Here is a 16,496-nt window from a genome sequence, read left to right on the forward strand (position 1 = left end):
CAACAGCCGGCTTTGGCGTCAACTGCGAAAGCAGAGCGACGCTTCGCCGCATTATCCATACCCCGATAGAGGGTCTTGTGTGACAACTATCACATAGGAAGAATTGGCAATCGGCCACGCTCCCGGATATTCTCATGGAATTGCATCCTGGGGGACGCAAGTGATTCCGTTTCGGTTATTTGCTTTGTTGATTTTGGCCATTGGCCTTGCCTGCGGACCGGCCCATGCGGACCGGCGGGTTGCGCTCGTGATCGGCAATTCCGCCTACAAGAGCGCGCCCAAGCTCGGCAATCCCGTGAACGATGCCACTCTGGTCGGCGGCATGTTCAAGAAGGCGGGCTTTGATTCCGTCGACGTCAGGCTGGATCTCAGTGCGAGCGAGATGCGGCGCATGTTGCGTGAGTTCGCCGGCAGGACCCGCGATGCGGATGTGGCGGTGATCTATTACGCCGGCCACGGCATCGAGCTGGAAGGCACCAACTATCTCATTCCGACCGATGCGACGCTGGAGACGGATGGCGACGTGCTCGACGAGACCATCCCGGTCGAGCGCGCGCTGTTCGCGGTCGAGCCGGCCAAGCAGCTGCGCCTGATCATCCTGGACGCGTGCCGCGACAATCCGTTTTCCAAGACCATGAAGCGGACGCTGGCCTCCCGCGCGATCGGACGCGGGCTCGCCAAGGTTGAGCCGACCAGCCCTAACACCATGATCGCCTTCGCCGCGAAAGCGGGATCGACCGCGTCTGACGGCGACTCCAAGAACAGCCCGTTCGCCGTCGCCTTGGTCGAGCACCTGCCGAAGCCGGGCCTCGACCTGCGCAAGGCTTTCGGCTTCGTGCGCGACGACGTGCTCAAGAGCACGGGCTACAAGCAGGAGCCGTATGTGTACGGCTCGCTCGGTGGCGACGACGTGCCATTGGTTGCGGTCAAACCGGCCGCGTCTGGGGCGCAGGCCAACCCGCAGGATTCTATTCGCAGGGATTACGAGCTGGCGCTGCAGCTTGCCACGCGCGACGGTTGGGAAGCCTTCCTGGCGCAATATCCCGAAGGTTTTTATGCCAATCTGGCCAAGGGCCAGATGAACAAGATCGCCGCTGAAGAGACGCGGGCGTCGGCCGAGCAAAAGGCGAATGCGGCCGAGCAGCAGAAGGCAAGGCTTATTGCCGAACGCGCCCAGAAGACCGAGCAGGACAAGGCGGCCGCGGCGGCCAAAGCTGCCGAAGAGGCCCGGATCGCGGCGGAGAAGCAGAAGCAGATCGAGCAGGCGAGGACCGAGGCGGCGGAGCACCAGCGCAAGCTGGCTGAGGCTGCTGCGGCGAAAGCACAGGCCGAGAAGCAGGCGGCGGAGAAGGCCAAGGCCGAGCTTGCCGCCAAGCAGGCAGCCGAGAAGGCGGAGCAGGTGGCAAAGCCGACGGCCGATCGGCAGATGCCTGAGGTCGAGCAAAAAGTTGCAGCCCTTTCGCCGACGCCGGCATCGGCATTGTCGGCGGCTGATCTGACAAAATCCCTACAGAGCGAATTGCGCCGTGTGGGCTGCCTGTCCACGACTGCGGACGGCGACTGGAGCGCCGCATCACAGCGCTCGCTCACGCTCTTCAACAAATATGCCGGCACCCAGCTCGACGCGAAGCTTGCAAGCATCGACGCACTCGAAGCGCTGAAAGCAAAACCCGGACGAGTCTGCCCGCTCATTTGCAATTTCGGCTCCAAGGCCGACGGCGATCAATGCGTGAAGATCACCTGCCGCGCCGGCTATCGCGTCGGTGACGACAACGAGTGCGAGAAGGTGCCCGAGAAGAAGCCGGTCGCGACGCGGGAAGATTCGAGGAAGCGGGACGCGGACCGGAAGGCCTCGGAATCGGCGCCCTCGAAGCCCGAAGACAGTGGGCAGATTTTTTGCAGTTCGGCTGGCTGTCGTCCGGTGCAGAAAGGATGCAGACTCGTGGCCGGGGCTGCGCCCGGAAGATATAACGCCTCCGTAGGAAGCGGCAATTATGAGGTCTGCAACTGATCGTGGAGTCGATCCAGAACCGCGGATGAATTGCGTGAACATCGCTCGATATCTCTTCCTATTCATATTTGCGGCTCTTTGCACCTGCGCGCCGGCTCAGGCCGACAAGCGCGTCGCGCTCGTGATTGGCAATTCCGCCTACAAGAACGCGCCGCGGCTCGCGAACCCGGTGAACGACGCCGGACTGATCGGCGGCATGTTCAGGAATGCGGGTTTCGATACGGTCGAGATCAAGCTGGACCTCAATGCCAGCGAAATGCGGCGATCGCTACGCGAGTTCGCGGCCAGGACGCGCGATGCCGACATGGCGGTGATCTACTATGCGGGCCATGGCATCGAGCTGGACGGCAGCAACTATCTCGTTCCGACCGATGCCATGCTGGAAACCGATGGCGATGTCCTCGACGAGACGATCGCACTCGACCGCGCGCTGTATGCGGTCGAACCGGCCAAACAACTCCGTCTCGTCATCCTCGATGCCTGTCGCGACAACCCTTTCGCCAAGGCGATGAAGCGCACCCTGGCCTCGCGCGCGATTGGTGGCGGGCTTGCCAAGGTCGAGCCAACCAGTCCCAACACGATGATCGCATTTGCGGCCAAGGCTGGGTCGACGGCGTCCGATGGCGACTCCCGGAATAGCCCGTTCGCGGTGGCGCTGACCGATCATCTGCCAAAGCCCGGGCTCGACTTGCGCAAGGCGTTCGGGTTTGTCCGTGACGACGTCTTGAAAAAGACCGGCAACAAGCAGGAGCCGTATGTCTATGGCTCCCTGGGCGGCAGCGATGTGCCGCTGGTGCCGGCAAGGCCGGCCGCCGCAGCCGGTCCGCAGGCAAATCCACAGGACAGTGTGCGCAAAGACTACGAGCTTGCCCTTCAGGCCGGCCTGCGTGAAGCCTGGGAAGCATTCCTCCAGACCTATCCGGAGGGCTTTTACGCCAACCTCGCCCGCGTGCAGTTGAAGAAGATTGCCGCCGAGGAGGATCGCACGGCAGCGACCGAGAAGGCGCGCCTGGCCGAACAGGAGAAGGCGAGGCTCGCGACCGAACGAGCCCAGAAGGCCGAGCAGGAGAAAGCGGCCGCCGCTGCGAAAGCCGCGGAAGGGGCGAGGATCGCGGCCGAGAAGGCCAAGCAGATCGAGCAGGCCAAGGCAGAGGCAGCCGAACGAGATCGCAAGGCGGCGGAAGCTGCCGCGGCCAGGTCGCTCGCGGAGAAGCGGGCGCTCGAGAAGGCAGCGACCGAGGCGGCAGCGAAGCAGGCGGCGGACAAGCAGGCGGCTGATGGCGACAGTAGGAAGGTGGCCGCGCTGTCGCCGCCGCCAAGCTCCCCGCCGCCCGGCGATCTCGCGAAATCCGTTCAGAGCGAACTGCGCCGCGTCGGCTGTCTTTCGGCCGCCGCCGACGGCGACTGGAGCGCCGCCTCGCAGCGCTCGCTGACACTGTTCAACAAGTACGCAGGCACCCAATTCGACGCAAAGCTTGCCAGTTTCGACGCGCTCGATGCGCTGAAGGCGAAGCCGGGACGCGTCTGTCCGCTCGTATGCAATTTCGGCTTCAAGGCCGACGGCGATCAATGCGCGAAGATCGCCTGCCGCGCCGGCTACCGCCTCGGTGACGACAACGAGTGCGAGAAGATTCAGGAGAAGAAGCCGGTCGCAACGCGCGAGGATTCGAGGAGGCGGGATACGGACCGGAAGCAAACGGAGGCTGCGCCGTCGACTCCGCAGGCCTCCGGGCAAATGATCTGCAACAACGCCGGATGCAGGCCGATCGCCAAGGGATGCCGGCTCGGGACGGCCAATCATCCAGCCACTCCTACGGTCAAGCTACCCGCCGAAATATGCAATTGATGACGAAGCACAATTGCCGGACTTCCACCATCGGGCTCAGAGCTCTTGCTTCTCTTGTTCTTGCAAGCTGGCTCGGCTGTACCGCCGCGCAGGCCGAGAAGCGCGTTGCGCTCGTGATCGGCAATTCCGCCTACAAGAGCGCGCCCAAGCTCGGCAAGTAATTGGTACGGGGCAATCGCAGGGGAGCGGCGGTATTGGGCAGCAAAGAGAGATTTGCAACTGATCTTAAGCGGTAGCCTCGCGGTGGCATGGCTGGCAAGGCCGCCCCAAACCGGCAGGATTATCTATTGTGGTTTGGTGCAGACGCCACGGGCTTCGATAGGGGGATACTCTTCGCCGAGTTACCCCGCCGGCATCCGCGTCTCCACCAGGCGTGCCCAATATGATGCGCCGTGGCCGAGGATGTTGTCGTTGAAGACATAGGCCGGGTGGTGGCACTCGTTGCCGTCGCCCATGCCGACCAGGATCATCGCGCCGGGGCGCGCTTCCAGCATGAAGGAGAAGTCTTCGGCGCCCATCATGGGAATGAACTTGTCGTTGACGCGCTCGGCGCCGACGATGTCGCGGGCGACGTCGGCGGCAAGGCCGGCCTCGCGCGCATGGTTCATCGTCACCGGATACATGCGCGTGTATTTCGTCTCCGCCGAGCCGCCATAGGCACGGGCGACGCTGTCGGCGACCTCGCCGATGCGGCGTTCGACCAGATCGCGCACCTCGGGATCGAGCGTGCGCACGGTGCCCCCGAGCTCGGCGATCTCCGGAATGATATTGAAGGCCGTGCCGGAGTGGAATTGCGTGATCGAGATGACGGCGGACTTCAGCGGATCGACGTTGCGCGCGACGATCGATTGCAGCGCGTTGACGATCTGCGAGCCGATCAGCACGCTGTCGATCGATTTGTGCGGACCCGCGCCGGCGTGGCCGCCCTTGCCGTGGACCGTGATCTGGATGTTATCGGAGGAGGCGAGCATCGCACCCGGCGTAGTCGCGAAATGGCCCTCGGGCAGACCCGGCATGTTGTGCATGCCGTAGACCTCCTGAATGTTCCAGCGCGTCATCAACCCGTCCTCGACCATCGCCTTGCCGCCGCCGCCACCTTCCTCGGCGGGCTGGAAGATCACGATCGCGGTGCCGTCAAAGTTGCGCGTCTCGGCGAGATATTTGGCGGCGCCGAGCAGCATGGCGGTGTGGCCGTCATGGCCGCAGGCGTGCATCTTGCCGGGTACCTTGGAGGCGTAGGCGACGCCTGACGTCTCCATGATCGGCAGCGCGTCCATGTCGGCGCGCAGGCCAATGGTCTTGCCGGAGGCCGACTTGCGGCCGCGGATCACGCCGACGACGCCGGTGCGGCCGATGCCAGTCACCACCTCGTCGCAGCCGAACTCGCGCAAACGATCGGCGACGATGCCGGCGGTGCGATGGACGTCGTATTGCAGTTCCGGGTTCTCATGGAAGTCATGGCGCCAGGCGGCCATTTCGTCGGACAGGGCGGCAACGCGGTTGACGATCGGCATGGGGGCTCCGTCTCTGTTGTTGTTATTGTTGTAGCCGGATGAGCGAAGCGACATCCGGGATCTTTGTTGGTGGCTCCCCGGGTTATCGCTGCGCTCACCCAGGCTACGCACTACGGACGCGACACTCAGCTTTCCCCGAACACGCGCTTGAAGATCGTGTCGACGTGCTTGAGGTGATAGCCGAGATCGAACTGCTCCTCGATCTCGGCGTCGCTGAGATATTTCTTCACCTCGGCGTCGCCCTTCAGCAGTTGCAGGAAGTCGCCTTCGCCGCGCCAGACCGGCATGGCGTTGCGCTGCACGAGCTTGTAGGCGTCCTCGCGGCTGGCGCCCTTCTGCGTCAGCGCCAGCAGCACGCGCTGGGAGTGCACGAGGCCGCCGAGGCGGTCGAGGTTCTTCTGCATGTTGGCGGGATACACCAGCAGCTTGTCGATCAGGCCGGCGAGGCGCACCAGCGCGAAGTCGAGCGTCACGGTCGCGTCGGGGGCCATCATGCGCTCGGCGGAGGAGTGCGAAATGTCGCGCTCGTGCCAGAGCACGACGTTCTCCAGCGCCGGTGTCACATAGGCGCGGACCATGCGAGAGAGACCCGTGAGGTTTTCCGAGAGCACCGGATTGCGCTTGTGCGGCATCGCGGACGAACCCTTCTGCCCTTCGGAGAAGAACTCTTCGGCCTCCAGCACCTCGGTGCGCTGCATGTGGCGGATCTCCACCGCGAAGCGCTCGACCGAGGAGGCGATCACACCGAGGACCGAGAAATACATCGCGTGGCGATCGCGCGGGATCACCTGCGTCGAGATCGGCTCGGGGACAAGGCCCATGGCCTTGGCGACGTGTTCTTCCACGCGCGGATCAATCTGCGCGAAGGTGCCGACGGCGCCGGAGATGGCGCAGGTCGCGACCTCTTTCCTCGCCGCGATCAGGCGCTCCTTGGCGCGCGTGAATTCGGCATAGGCATAAGCGAGCTTGAGGCCGAAGGTCACGGGCTCGGCATGGATGCCGTGGCTGCGACCGATAGTGGGCGTCATCTTGTGCTCGAAGGCGCGCTTCTTCAGCGCCGCCAGCACCTTGTCGAGGTCGGCGAGCAGCAGGTCGGCGGCGCGGGTGAGCTGGACGTTGAGGCAAGTGTCGAGCACGTCGGAGGAGGTCATACCCTGATGCACGAAGCGCGCTTCGGGGCCGACGATCTCGGCAAGATGGGTGAGGAAGGCGATGACGTCGTGCTTGGTCTCGCGCTCGATCGCGTCGATGCGGGCGACGTCGAAGGTGACGTCCTTGGCCTTGGCCCAGACCGTTTTGGCGGCTTCCTTGGGGATCGTCCCGAGCTCGGCGAGGGCGTCAGCCGCGTGCGCCTCGATCTCGAACCAGATATTGAACCGGGTCTGCGGTTCCCAGATCGAGGCCATTTCCGGGCGGGTATAGCGGGGGATCATTGGACTGCTCCAGGAAGGTGGGCGGGCGACCCAAGAGAGCGCTGCCTGCCAAAATGCTTTTTACGCCGTGATTTAGCAGAGCGGAGAGGGCAAAACAAACGATCCGAGCCCGGGAAGAGGGAGATCGCCGAGCTATCCACCGGACCAGCCGGCCGAAGGGAGGCCGGAGAGGAGGCCCGCAAAAATCGACTATCAATCACGGATCATTGACTGACAGATATTGAAATCTGTCAGCGAGACGTGTATATCCCCTGTCGGACGCTCCGATTGGGCGTCTCGTGGTTCTCCCCGAGGAGAAACCGCGGACGATTGGAGACTTAAGACAATGACGACCGAAATCATCAATCTGACCGGGACGATTGGGCATTGGCTCAATTTACTGGTGGCGCGCCAGATCGCGGCGCAGGCTGCAAAACTGCCTCATTAAGGCGAGAGCTTTCCGAAACGACCGGCACGGGCGCTTCGGAAGCAGCTCCATCGCCGGGTAACTGAGCCCTCAACGGGACCATGGTGCTGGCATGAATGAAGCCGTTATCTTGACGCCGGAGCGGATCCTCGAAGTCACCGAGGACGTGTTGCGGCGCTACGGACTTGCCAAGGCCACCGTGGTCGACGTCGCCCGTGCGCTCGATGTGAGCCACGGCAGCGTCTACCGCCATTTTCCGAGCAAGGCCTCGCTGCGCGAGGCCGTTGCCAAACGTTGGCTGGACCGTATCGACGCGCCGTTGCTGGCGATCGCCGAGGAGCAGGGTCCGGCGCCAGTCAGGCTCGACCGCTGGCTGCGCACGCTGTTCGACGCCAAGCGTTCGCGCGTGCTCGACGACCCCGAGATGTTCGACACCTATCTGACCCTGGCGCGCGAGGCCTGCGCAGCCGTCAGGTGTCACAAGGACACCATGATCGACCAGATCGGGGCGATCCTGACCGACGGCGTGAAGCAGGGCGTGTTCGAGGTTGGCGACGTCAAGGCAACCGCGCGCGCCATCTTCGATGCCACCGTCCGCTTTCACCATCCGGCCCACGCCGACGAGTGGAAGGACGCCGATCTGCCGGCGCGCGTCGATGCGACGCTGGCGCTGCTGTTGCGCGGATTAAAGGCTTAGGCCGAACAACCCACCCGCTCCAAAGCCAGCGGTAGCCGACCTGGCCGGCGTTTGTTATCCCCCCACCTTATGGGCAAGGGCACCATCGCGGAGCGAACGCGGATGGTGAGATTTTTTCCGCCCACCAAGCGCGGCACCGGCCAATGGCACGACCGGCGGGCTTTCCGGATACGCATTGACTTCAATTTCGACAAGGTCCTTCGCCCGCTTTCGAAGCCGGTAGAATGCAAGCTCTTGTCCGAGCAGGGGGCAGTGGAATCGAATCGTTGCTGTGTCTGGCAGGCGGCAGAGTTCATCGATGAGCTCGCCGACAGTGATGATCGCGGGATAGGTGGCTTCGCGGATAGCCTTACTCATGGCGGAACTCCTTCGCTCTGGTACTAACCAGAGTTCGACCGCCTCCGTTCCAATCCGCATCGCTAAGGCGATCGAAATATTCTTGGAGGCCCCGCGTGCGGAGGAGGGCTCTGCGCGCCCTGTCTCCAGGGACGGGCGAACACTTAGATCTTCGTCAGCCCGCAAGCCGCGGCGAGCCGCACGAGCTGCGCATCCGTGCGCGCGCCGGTCTTGGTCTTGATCAGATAGTGATAGTTCTGCACCGTCTTGACGCTGAGATTGAGATGCGTCGCGATCTGCTCGGTGGTGGCGCCGCCGGCGAACTGGCGCAGGATCTCGATCTCGCGTTCTCCCAGTTGATCCAGCGCAGAGCCCGCCGAGAGGCTGTCCTCGGCCAGGATGTGCGCGATGTCGTCGCTCATGGCGCGTTCGCCGCGGGCAACGCTGCGGATCGCGGATACGACCGCGGACGGCTCGCTGCTCTTGGTGACGAAGCCGCTGGCGCCGGCACTGAAGGCGGCTTTCACCAGCACGGCCTCGTTGTGCATGGTGAAAACGAGGATGCGCGCCCGCGGGCTGCGCGCGCGGATGTTGCGGATCGCCTCCAGCCCGCTCGCGCCGGGCATCGAGATATCGAGCACGACGACGTCAGGATCGCGCGCCTTGAAGGCGCTGTAGGCATCCGCGGCGTTATCGGCCTCCGCCACGACATGCAGATCGCCCTGGCTTTCCAGCACGCGCCGGTAGCCTTGCCGCACGATCGGATGGTCGTCGACCAGCAGCACGGAGATTCCTGTTGCCGCAATCTCGTTCATGCCGGCCTCATGCGGCGAGCGGAATGGTGGCAGCGACGCTGAGGCCGCGATGGGCGGGCAGGATCGACAATGATCCGCCAGCCGCAGCGATGCGCTCGCGGATGCCGGTGAGGCCGAAGCCGGCCGACTGCGCCACGCGTACCGCATCGCCGCCGCCGTCGTCCTCGACACTGATCAGCAATGCATCGTCATCGCCCGTGCGCCGCTCGACGCGCAGGGAAATCTCGCGTGCCGCGCCGTGGCGCAATGCGTTGGTCAGACACTCCTGCGCGACGCGATAGGCGGTGGTGGCGGCCGGGCCGCTGATGTCGGTGAGGTCGCCCTTGAGATCGAGCTGGATCGTCGGCCGCGCCGCGCTCTGCGAACGCCAGCTATCCACCAAATTCACCAGGCTCGCCTCCAGTCCAAGCTCCGCGGGAAGGGGATTGCGCAGGCGCTTCAGCGCGTCGCGCAGCGAGGCCATCAGATGATGCGTGGCCTGCGAGATCATCCGCGCGTCCTGCGCGATGCCCCTGTCCTTGTCTTCCTTCGTGCCCGCCGTCTCGATGGTGTTGGCGAAGGCGAGGATGGCCGAGAGATTTTGCCCGAACTCGTCGTGCAGTTCGCGGGCGAGCGCGCGGCGTTCGTCGTCGCGGATCTCGATCAGGCGCCGCGTCAGCGCCGCGCGCTGTTCGGTCGCTTCCTCCAGCCGGCCGCCGAGCTCGCCGACGGCGCTGCCGATCATCGCCAGCTCCATTGAGCGGAAGTGCGGCAGTTTCGTGCGATACTGACCGCGCGCCATGCGCTGCAAGGCGGTCACGATCGTGCGCGCCGGCGCCAGCGCATGCGCGATCGCGAGCGAAGCCAGCAGCGCGATCGCCGCCGCCATCAAAAGCGCGACGTCGATCACGTTGAGGATGTACTCCCAGGCGAGCGAGATGGCGGCCGCGGCATCCGGCGTCGCGACCACCGTTCCAGCGGTCGCCGCGCGAGGACTGACGGGCCGTATCACTTCGGCGTGGCTGCCGAGGAAGGTCGGCACGATCGATGCGAACCAGCGCGGCGGCGTCTTGCCTAGCCCCTCGCTCTGGCCGCAGAGCGGCTTTTCGAACGCGATGGCCGGCTGGAACTCGACGCAGACGCCGGGCGAGATCAGCTTCATCGTCTCCAGCGTGCGCCACTCCGGAACCGGCAGAAGCTGCTCGCGTGTTCTGCTGCTACGCAACAAGAATTCGTGCCAGTACAGCGCCTGAAGCGCCTGCGCGACCCGTTGCGCCGAGGCCGCGGTCGCCCGGTCGACGCTGCGATAGGCGTCGAACGTCGCCCAGACGGTCGCCGCTCCAAGGCAGAGCGCGACGATAAGAAACAGACGGGCGACAAGCTCAAGCACAAGGCGCATGCGATCACCCCAAAGTTTGGTAAGGTCAGCCTAACAACGCCGCCGCGCCTTGCCAATTGCGGGGATCGGCAAGATGGCAGCTCGGGCAAATTTCCCAAGCCGGATTGGGCATGGCTCTTTGGACCGGGCGCGGCGGCTTTGATCTAATGGGCGGGAAATCGCGGCAGGCCAACCTTTGGCCAGGAGCAGTGCAGCATGAGTTCGATGACGATTGGACCGATCGCGGGGACTGCGACCGACCCATCCGAGCGCAGCGCGCTCCTGTTCTGGATGATCTTCACCGGGCTTTCGGTCTTCGCCGTCGTGCTGCTGTGGCGCTTCGGCCTGATCCGTCTGATGTTGTCGTCGGACCGCACCTACATTTCCAGCGTGATCGCGCTGCTCTATGTCCTCACCTGCGGTCACTGCTTCCTGCGCACGCGGGCAATTGCCCGCGAGGGCGCGGCGGCCCGGCGCTGCCGCGCGGTGCTCGCGGCGCCCGAGGGCGGCAAGGCGCTGGACGCCGGCGCGACCGCGCTGCCGCGCGGCCTGGTGCGGGACCACATCGAGAGTCTCGTGACCAAGGCCACGGCGCAGGACTACCGCCCGGTCGACCAGACGCTATTGTTGCGGACGCTCGCCGACCGGCTGCGCGGGTCGAACGGCTTCGGGGCCTTCGTCTCGGATACGCTGATGAAGCTCGGCCTGCTCGGCACCATCGTCGGCTTCATCATCATGCTGGCGCCGATCGCGGGGCTCGATGCCGCCGACAAGGTCGCAATGCGATCCTCGATGGGGCTGATGAGCGACGGCATGGCGGTCGCGATGTACACGACGCTGGCGGGCCTCGTCGGCTCGATCCTGGTCCGCATCCAGTATTACATGCTGGACGCCGCGACCCAGAAGGTGTTCTCGGACGCGGTGGTGCTGACCGAGACCTATGTGACGCCGGTACTGGAGCGCAAGGGCGCTGGAACGCCGTCATGATGGATGACTTTGGTCTCTATCCGCGCGAGGAGCCGTTCGATCCCCTGGGCGTGATGCTGTTCAAGGCGCTCCAGGTGATCGCGTTCCTGTTCTTCCTCGCACTGCTCGCGGTCTCGCCGGATGCCAAGGACGGCAAGATCGACTCCAAGGCCGAGTTCATGATCACGCTGGACTGGCCGGACAGCCATCCCGACGATCTCGACCTGTTCGTGCAGGATCCCGCCGGCAACATCGCCTGGTATCGCCACCGCGAGGCCGGCTTCCTGACGCTCGACCGCGATGACCGCGGCGGGGCCAACGACTTCATCATGGTCAACGGCAAGAAGATCGCCTCGCCGATCCGCGAGGAGATCGTCACGGTGCGCGGCATCGTTCCCGGCGAATACACCGTCAACGTATCGCATTTCGTGGCGACGACCGGCGTCCCGGTCGAGGCCAATGTGAAGGTGCAGAAGCTCAATCCGACGGCGCAGGTGGTCTTCGACAACAAGTTCATGCTCGATCACACCGGCGACGAGAAGACCGCGGTGCGGTTCCGGCTCGATGCCGAAGGCAAGGTGGTCAATGTGGACCAGCGGCCGAAATCGCTGCTCGAGACCTTTCGCAGCGGCTGGCGCAACGGCGCCGATCTCGACCCGAGCACCGGTGTGAGCAAGAACGCTGCGAGGGTGCGCCGTGACTAGCCTGCAAACGATCATCCTCACGCTATCGATAGCCTACACCGTCATCGGCGCGCTGCTGCTGATCGTGCTGGTCTATGCGCGGCTGCACTGGTCGTTCAAGGCAGTCGCGGTGGTCGTGATCAGTGCGTTCTATGTCGTGAGCTTCACGGAAATGCGCGGGCTGCTCGGCTGGGCCAGCGCCGATCGGCTGCCGGGGAACTTCAAGCTGCTGAAGTCCCGCATCGTCGAGCCGCATTCGTTGGAGGGCGATCCCGGCTCGATCTATCTGTGGGTCGAGCAACTGGATGAGGACAATCGCCCAAGCGGCATCCCCCGAGCCTTCCGCATCCCCTACAACGACAGTCTGGCCGACAAGACCCATGCAGCGGAGAACGAGATCGCGCTGGGACATCCGCAAGGCGGCCGCGCCGCCGATTTCGGCGGCGGCGACGGCAGCCTCATCGACATGGTCCGGGAATATGTGACGCCCAAGACCATCATGGAGACGAGCGGCGGCGATTCCTCGACCGGCGAGTTCAGCGCTCCGCAGGCCGGCGCGCAAGGCGCCGGTTTCACCCCTGTGCCGCCACCCCGGATGCCGCCGAAGGACGAGCAATAGGCCCTTCACCCTTGCCGCAGGGACCCGCTGGAAAACCGAACCGCGCAGACGCATCTTGACGTCGCTCAATTTGGCCTTATCGGCTTCCGGCAAGACATTTGGGGTGGAGGGTGCGTGCTTCTCGCTGTCTTCTCGGATATCCATGGCAACCGGCAGGCGTTCGAGGCGTGCCTGAAGGTCGCGCGGGCGCGTGGCGCCGAGCGATTCATCCTGCTCGGCGACTTCGTCGGCTATGGCGCCGATCCGGAATGGGTGGTGGATACCGCGATGGAGCTGGTTGCCCAAGGCGCCGTCGCCGTGCGCGGCAACCATGACCAGGCGGTCAATTCCTCGGCCGAGACGATGAATGCCGAGGCGCAGATCGCGATCGAATGGACCCGCGGTCGGCTCGACACCGTGCAGCGCCGGTTCCTGGCGGAATTGCCGATGCTGGTGCAGGACGGCGATCGCCTGTTCGTGCATTCGGAAGCCTCCAGCCCCCGAAGCTGGCACTATGTCCGATCGACGGCGGACGCCGCCAAGAGCCTGATCGCGACGCCGGCCCATGTCACGTTCTGCGGCCACATCCACCGTCCGGCGATCTATTCGATGTCGGTGACGGCGAAGATGTCGGGATTGGTGCCCAAGACCGACGTCTCCGTACCGCTACTGCGCGGGCGGCAATGGCTTGCGGTGCTCGGCTCGGTCGGCCAGCCACGTGATAGCGATCCATCCGCCGCTTTCGTGCTGTTCGACACGGTCTCTTGCCTGATCACCTATTGCCGCGCGCCCTACGATGTCGAGACGGCCGCGAACCGGATCCGCGAGAACGGCCTGCCACGTTGGCTTGCCGACCGGCTGTCGCAGGGGCGCTAGAGGCGATGCCGAAACCCCTGGTCAAATCAGGCGCAGAGATCAACGGCTACACCATCTGCGAATGCATCCATGCCGGCGGGATGGCGACGCTGTGGACGGTCACTCATCCCGGCATCGACGTGCCGCTGCTGATGAAGATTCCGCGGGTGTCGGAGGGCGAGGACCCTGCGGCGATCGTCTCCTTCGAGATGGAGATGATGATCCTGCCGCGGCTGGCCGGGCCGCATGTACCTTCATGTTTCGGCACCGGCGATTTCGCCCACCAGGCTTATGTCGTGATCGAGCGCATCTCCGGGACCACGCTCTACAAGCGATTGCCCGACTTGCCGCTGCCGTATGACGAGGCGCGGCGGCTCGTCGCCAGGATCGCGACGGGGCTCGCCGATTTGCACCGGCAGAACGTGATCCACCACGACATCAAGCCGAGCAGCATCATGTTCCGCGAGAGCGGCGAGGCCGTGCTGATCGACTATGGCCTGTCGCACCACAACCATCTGCCGGATCTGCTGCAGGAGGAATTCCGCCTGCCTTACGGCACTGCGCCCTATATGGCGCCGGAACGGCTGTCAGGCGTGCGCGATGATCCGCGCAGCGATTTGTTTTCGCTCGGCGTGCTGCTCTATTTCTTCACGACGGGCGAGCGTCCCTTTGGCGAGGGCGAGACGCTGCGTGCGATGAGGAGGAGGCTGTGGCGCGATCCGTACCCGCCGCGCGGCTTACGCGCCGACTATCCGCCCTGGCTCCAGGAGGTCGTGCTGAGGTGCCTCGAGATCGAGCCGGTGTGGCGCTATCCGACGGCGTCACAGCTCGCGTTCGATCTCGCCCATCCCGACCAGATCAAGCTCACCGCGCGTTCGGAGCGGCTGAAGCGCGATCCGCTCAGCGTCGCCTGGCGCCGCCGGTTCAACCAGGGTGTCATGGCGCCCCGCGCGAAATCGGATGTCGCAGCCCAAATCGCATCGAGTCCGATCCTCGCGGTTGCGCTCGAGACGGTGGAAGGCGCGCCGGAGCTGAACGAGGCGCTGCGCGTCACCACCGAGCGCATTCTCGCGACGCTGCCGTCGGCGCGGCTCGCTTGCGTCAACGTGCTCAAGCTCAACCGGATCGCGATCGATCGGACGCTCGACGAGCAGGGCTCCAACAAGCATATTGACCGCCTGGTGGCGCTGAGGCATTGGGCGACGCCGCTCAAGCTGGATGAGAGCCGGCTGTCGGTTCATGTGCTGGAAGCGGTCGATCCCGCTGCGGCGCTCCTGGAATTCGCCGAGGTCAACCAGGTCGACCACCTCATCATTGGCGCGCGGCAGAGCTCGTTCCGCCGCACGCTGCTCGGCAGCGTCTCGGCCAAGGTGGCCTCGGAAGCGGCCTGCACTGTCACCGTGGTGCGGCCGCCGCGGCTGGCTGCGGATGCGGGCGAGGAGGCCGGATAGGGCCGTGCTCTGGATGCTGGAAGGTTCAGGCCGCGTGGGCGGAGCGCTTGCGGCGGATCGGCCAGGAGAACTGGGGGCCGGGCTCGCCGTGATCCGCGCTGCCGCCGAAGAACTGGATGAGCTCGCGGCAGGGCTCGCAGTTGAAGAGGTTGCGCGACGCGGATGCCTTGGTCATTTCCTTCAGGCAGTTCGGGCAGTGCGGCTTCATGTGCTTGGTCCAGAAAAGAATTCAATGCCGGCGCGGTGACCGGAGCGGGTGATCCAGGTCCGCCGCTTCGGGCCCGGTGTCGTCGCGCATCTCGCCTTCGGAGCGTTCGAGCCGACCGAAGAAATAATCGAGGTCCGGGTGCGGGCGCCGCGGAATGCGGCGCCTGCGCTTCGGCTGACGCTTCACGAGCGCGAACTGCACTTGCGTCAGATCCAATGGCGACGGGTGGTACGCAACGAACATGCCGGGACCTGCACCGGTCCGGCCGACGGCCCAAACACAACAAACGCACTGAAACCAAGCCACAACGCCACGCCAGTCCAAACCAGGGTCGTCGTCATGATGTGCTCCCGCGAAAACAGGCAAGAATCACTAGCGGTGATTTGCGCGAATCAGGGAAGCCCGGAGGAGTACGGATCAAGATTGCAATTTTAGGCATTGCGCGTCGCAGCATCCGTAGAAGCCGCTCATTCGCGGAAAGCGCGTGACGCCTCAGATCGCTTCGCCGCGTGCGCCTGCGGCCGCGTTGCGGATCGCGGCAATGTTGGTCTTGTACGCTTCCTGCGTGCCGCCCCTGAACACGGACGTGCCGGCGACGAAGGCGTTGGCGCCAGCCGCGGCCAGGAGACCTGCGACGTCGGGACCGACGCCGCCATCGACCTCGATATCGATCGGACGGCCTGCCGTCATCGCGCGGATATCGCGGATCTTGCCGATCGCGGAGGGGATGAAGGCCTGGCCGCCGAAGCCGGGATTGACCGACATCACCAGCACAAGGTCGACGAGGTCGATGACGTATTCGAGCACGCTGATCGGCGTGCCTGGATTGAGCGAAACGCCGGCCTTCTTGCCGAGCGCGCGGATCGCCTGGAGCGAGCGGTGCAGATGCGGACCTGCCTCCGCATGCACGGTGATGTGGTCGCAGCCGGCTTTCGCAAAGGCCTCGAGAAAGGGGTCGCAGGGTGAGATCATCAGATGAGCGTCGAAGGTTTTCTTCGTATGCGGGCGCATCGCCTTGATGATGTCGGGGCCATAGGAAATGTTCGGAACGAAGTGCCCGTCCATCACGTCGAGATGGATCCAGTCGGCGCCGGCGGCGTCCACGGCGCGCACCTCCTCGCCAAGCTTGGAGAAATCCGAGGCCAGGATCGAGGGCGCGATTGCCAGGGGGCGGGGGGCGAAGGCTTGGGTCATAGCGCGGTTTCCCGTGGCGGCCGTGAAAGATGAACTCGCCTAACATGGGCCTCTCAGCCGGGCAATGCAGGGGTGGCGAGCTTTCTGTGGGCGGAAATTTCTGCCGCGATCGGCATGAATTGCCGG

17 protein-coding genes are annotated in these 16,496 nt (G+C 64.7%); 9 read left to right on the top strand and 8 right to left on the bottom strand.

The window, feature by feature from the left end:
- Positions 1-160: 160 nt before the first annotated feature.
- Genes IVB27_RS16520 through IVB27_RS16530 form a run of 3 tightly spaced genes read left to right on the top strand, consistent with a single transcriptional unit; the run spans position 161 to position 4,018 of the window.
- Positions 161-2,011: a caspase family protein gene (locus IVB27_RS16520; protein ID WP_247444480.1), complete on the top strand. Its 1,851-nt coding sequence runs from the start codon at positions 161-163 to the stop codon at positions 2,009-2,011.
- Between the two features lie 25 nt (positions 2,012-2,036).
- Positions 2,037-3,857, top strand: a complete 1,821-nt coding sequence (locus IVB27_RS16525; protein ID WP_247444481.1) for a caspase family protein — start codon at positions 2,037-2,039, stop codon at positions 3,855-3,857.
- Positions 3,857-4,018, top strand: coding sequence for a hypothetical protein (locus tag IVB27_RS16530; protein WP_247444482.1), 162 nt, complete (start codon positions 3,857-3,859; stop codon positions 4,016-4,018). The genes IVB27_RS16525 and IVB27_RS16530 overlap by 1 nt, the downstream gene beginning before the upstream one ends.
- A gap of 180 nt (positions 4,019-4,198) precedes the next feature.
- Here IVB27_RS16530 and IVB27_RS16535 read toward each other — a convergent pair whose 3' ends face one another.
- Positions 4,199-5,371, bottom strand: a complete 1,173-nt coding sequence (locus IVB27_RS16535; protein WP_247444483.1) for a M20 aminoacylase family protein — start codon at positions 5,369-5,371, stop codon at positions 4,199-4,201.
- A 125-nt stretch (positions 5,372-5,496) separates the two neighbouring features.
- Complete coding sequence (gene purB / locus IVB27_RS16540; RefSeq protein WP_247444484.1) at positions 5,497-6,804, bottom strand: adenylosuccinate lyase; 1,308 nt, start codon at positions 6,802-6,804, stop codon at positions 5,497-5,499.
- Between the two features lie 518 nt (positions 6,805-7,322).
- On the opposite strand from purB, the gene IVB27_RS16545 reads away from it, so the two are divergent.
- A complete protein-coding gene (locus tag IVB27_RS16545; RefSeq protein ID WP_247444485.1) occupies positions 7,323-7,907 on the top strand; it encodes a TetR/AcrR family transcriptional regulator in 585 nt (194 codons plus the stop codon).
- Positions 7,908-7,961: 54 nt separating this feature from the next.
- Here IVB27_RS16545 and IVB27_RS16550 read toward each other — a convergent pair whose 3' ends face one another.
- The 3 genes from IVB27_RS16550 to IVB27_RS16560 all read right to left on the bottom strand — a co-directional run bounded on the left by IVB27_RS16550 (position 7,962) and on the right by IVB27_RS16560 (position 10,436).
- On the bottom strand, positions 7,962-8,264 hold the full coding sequence (locus IVB27_RS16550; protein ID WP_247339087.1) for a hypothetical protein: 303 nt from the start codon (positions 8,262-8,264) through the stop codon (positions 7,962-7,964).
- Positions 8,265-8,407: 143 nt separating this feature from the next.
- Positions 8,408-9,058, bottom strand: coding sequence for a response regulator (locus IVB27_RS16555; RefSeq protein ID WP_247444486.1), 651 nt, complete (start codon positions 9,056-9,058; stop codon positions 8,408-8,410).
- A gap of 7 nt (positions 9,059-9,065) precedes the next feature.
- Positions 9,066-10,436 carry a sensor histidine kinase gene (locus tag IVB27_RS16560; RefSeq protein ID WP_247444487.1) on the bottom strand — a complete coding sequence of 457 codons (1,371 nt, stop codon included), beginning with the start codon at positions 10,434-10,436 and terminating at the stop codon, positions 9,066-9,068.
- Between the two features lie 195 nt (positions 10,437-10,631).
- Between IVB27_RS16560 and IVB27_RS16565 the strand changes: the two genes are divergently transcribed.
- The 5 genes from IVB27_RS16565 (at position 10,632) to IVB27_RS16585 (ending at position 14,968) form a co-directional block, all read left to right on the top strand.
- Entirely contained in the window at positions 10,632-11,402 is a 771-nt protein-coding gene (locus tag IVB27_RS16565) for a MotA/TolQ/ExbB proton channel family protein (protein WP_247444488.1), read from the top strand.
- Complete coding sequence (locus tag IVB27_RS16570; RefSeq protein WP_247339081.1) at positions 11,399-12,085, top strand: DUF2135 domain-containing protein; 687 nt, start codon at positions 11,399-11,401, stop codon at positions 12,083-12,085. The genes IVB27_RS16565 and IVB27_RS16570 overlap by 4 nt, the downstream gene beginning before the upstream one ends.
- The gene (locus IVB27_RS16575) at positions 12,078-12,683 is read left to right on the top strand and encodes a hypothetical protein (protein ID WP_247444489.1); all 606 of its coding nucleotides are present in this window, start codon (positions 12,078-12,080) and stop codon (positions 12,681-12,683) included. Before IVB27_RS16570 ends, IVB27_RS16575 begins: the two co-directional genes overlap by 8 nt.
- A gap of 114 nt (positions 12,684-12,797) precedes the next feature.
- Positions 12,798-13,538 carry a metallophosphoesterase family protein gene (locus tag IVB27_RS16580; RefSeq protein ID WP_247444490.1) on the top strand — a complete coding sequence of 247 codons (741 nt, stop codon included), beginning with the start codon at positions 12,798-12,800 and terminating at the stop codon, positions 13,536-13,538.
- A gap of 5 nt (positions 13,539-13,543) precedes the next feature.
- Positions 13,544-14,968, top strand: coding sequence for a serine/threonine protein kinase (locus IVB27_RS16585; RefSeq protein ID WP_247444491.1), 1,425 nt, complete (start codon positions 13,544-13,546; stop codon positions 14,966-14,968).
- Between the two features lie 25 nt (positions 14,969-14,993).
- Here the strand turns inward: IVB27_RS16585 and IVB27_RS16590 are convergent, their stop codons facing one another.
- The 3 genes from IVB27_RS16590 to rpe all read right to left on the bottom strand — a co-directional run bounded on the left by IVB27_RS16590 (position 14,994) and on the right by rpe (position 16,370).
- Positions 14,994-15,176, bottom strand: coding sequence for a hypothetical protein (locus IVB27_RS16590; RefSeq protein ID WP_247339077.1), 183 nt, complete (start codon positions 15,174-15,176; stop codon positions 14,994-14,996).
- A 21-nt stretch (positions 15,177-15,197) separates the two neighbouring features.
- Entirely contained in the window at positions 15,198-15,419 is a 222-nt protein-coding gene (locus IVB27_RS16595; protein ID WP_247339075.1) for a hypothetical protein, read from the bottom strand.
- A gap of 249 nt (positions 15,420-15,668) precedes the next feature.
- On the bottom strand, positions 15,669-16,370 hold the full coding sequence (rpe, locus tag IVB27_RS16600) for a ribulose-phosphate 3-epimerase (RefSeq protein ID WP_247444492.1): 702 nt from the start codon (positions 16,368-16,370) through the stop codon (positions 15,669-15,671).
- Positions 16,371-16,496 lie beyond the last annotated feature (126 nt).

Origin of the sequence: Bradyrhizobium sp. 197 (assembly GCF_023073375.1) — a bacterium.
In the GTDB taxonomy this organism is placed as follows: Bacteria; Pseudomonadota; Alphaproteobacteria; order Rhizobiales; family Xanthobacteraceae; genus Bradyrhizobium.

Coding starts and splice junctions, on each gene's coding strand:
- IVB27_RS16535 (WP_247444483.1), bottom strand. CDS start 5,371: ATGCCGATCGTCAACCGCGTTGCCGCCCTGTCCGACGAAATGGCCGCC.
- IVB27_RS16525 (WP_247444481.1), top strand. CDS start 2,037: ATGAATTGCGTGAACATCGCTCGATATCTCTTCCTATTCATATTTGCG.
- IVB27_RS16560 (WP_247444487.1), bottom strand. CDS start 10,436: ATGCGCCTTGTGCTTGAGCTTGTCGCCCGTCTGTTTCTTATCGTCGCG.
- IVB27_RS16595 (WP_247339075.1), bottom strand. CDS start 15,419: ATGTTCGTTGCGTACCACCCGTCGCCATTGGATCTGACGCAAGTGCAG.
- IVB27_RS16590 (WP_247339077.1), bottom strand. CDS start 15,176: ATGAAGCCGCACTGCCCGAACTGCCTGAAGGAAATGACCAAGGCATCC.
- rpe (WP_247444492.1), bottom strand. CDS start 16,370: ATGACCCAAGCCTTCGCCCCCCGCCCCCTGGCAATCGCGCCCTCGATC.
- purB (WP_247444484.1), bottom strand. CDS start 6,804: ATGATCCCCCGCTATACCCGCCCGGAAATGGCCTCGATCTGGGAACCG.
- IVB27_RS16555 (WP_247444486.1), bottom strand. CDS start 9,058: ATGAACGAGATTGCGGCAACAGGAATCTCCGTGCTGCTGGTCGACGAC.
- IVB27_RS16530 (WP_247444482.1), top strand. CDS start 3,857: ATGACGAAGCACAATTGCCGGACTTCCACCATCGGGCTCAGAGCTCTT.
- IVB27_RS16545 (WP_247444485.1), top strand. CDS start 7,323: ATGAATGAAGCCGTTATCTTGACGCCGGAGCGGATCCTCGAAGTCACC.
- IVB27_RS16550 (WP_247339087.1), bottom strand. CDS start 8,264: ATGAGTAAGGCTATCCGCGAAGCCACCTATCCCGCGATCATCACTGTC.
- IVB27_RS16570 (WP_247339081.1), top strand. CDS start 11,399: ATGATGGATGACTTTGGTCTCTATCCGCGCGAGGAGCCGTTCGATCCC.
- IVB27_RS16565 (WP_247444488.1), top strand. CDS start 10,632: ATGAGTTCGATGACGATTGGACCGATCGCGGGGACTGCGACCGACCCA.
- IVB27_RS16585 (WP_247444491.1), top strand. CDS start 13,544: ATGCCGAAACCCCTGGTCAAATCAGGCGCAGAGATCAACGGCTACACC.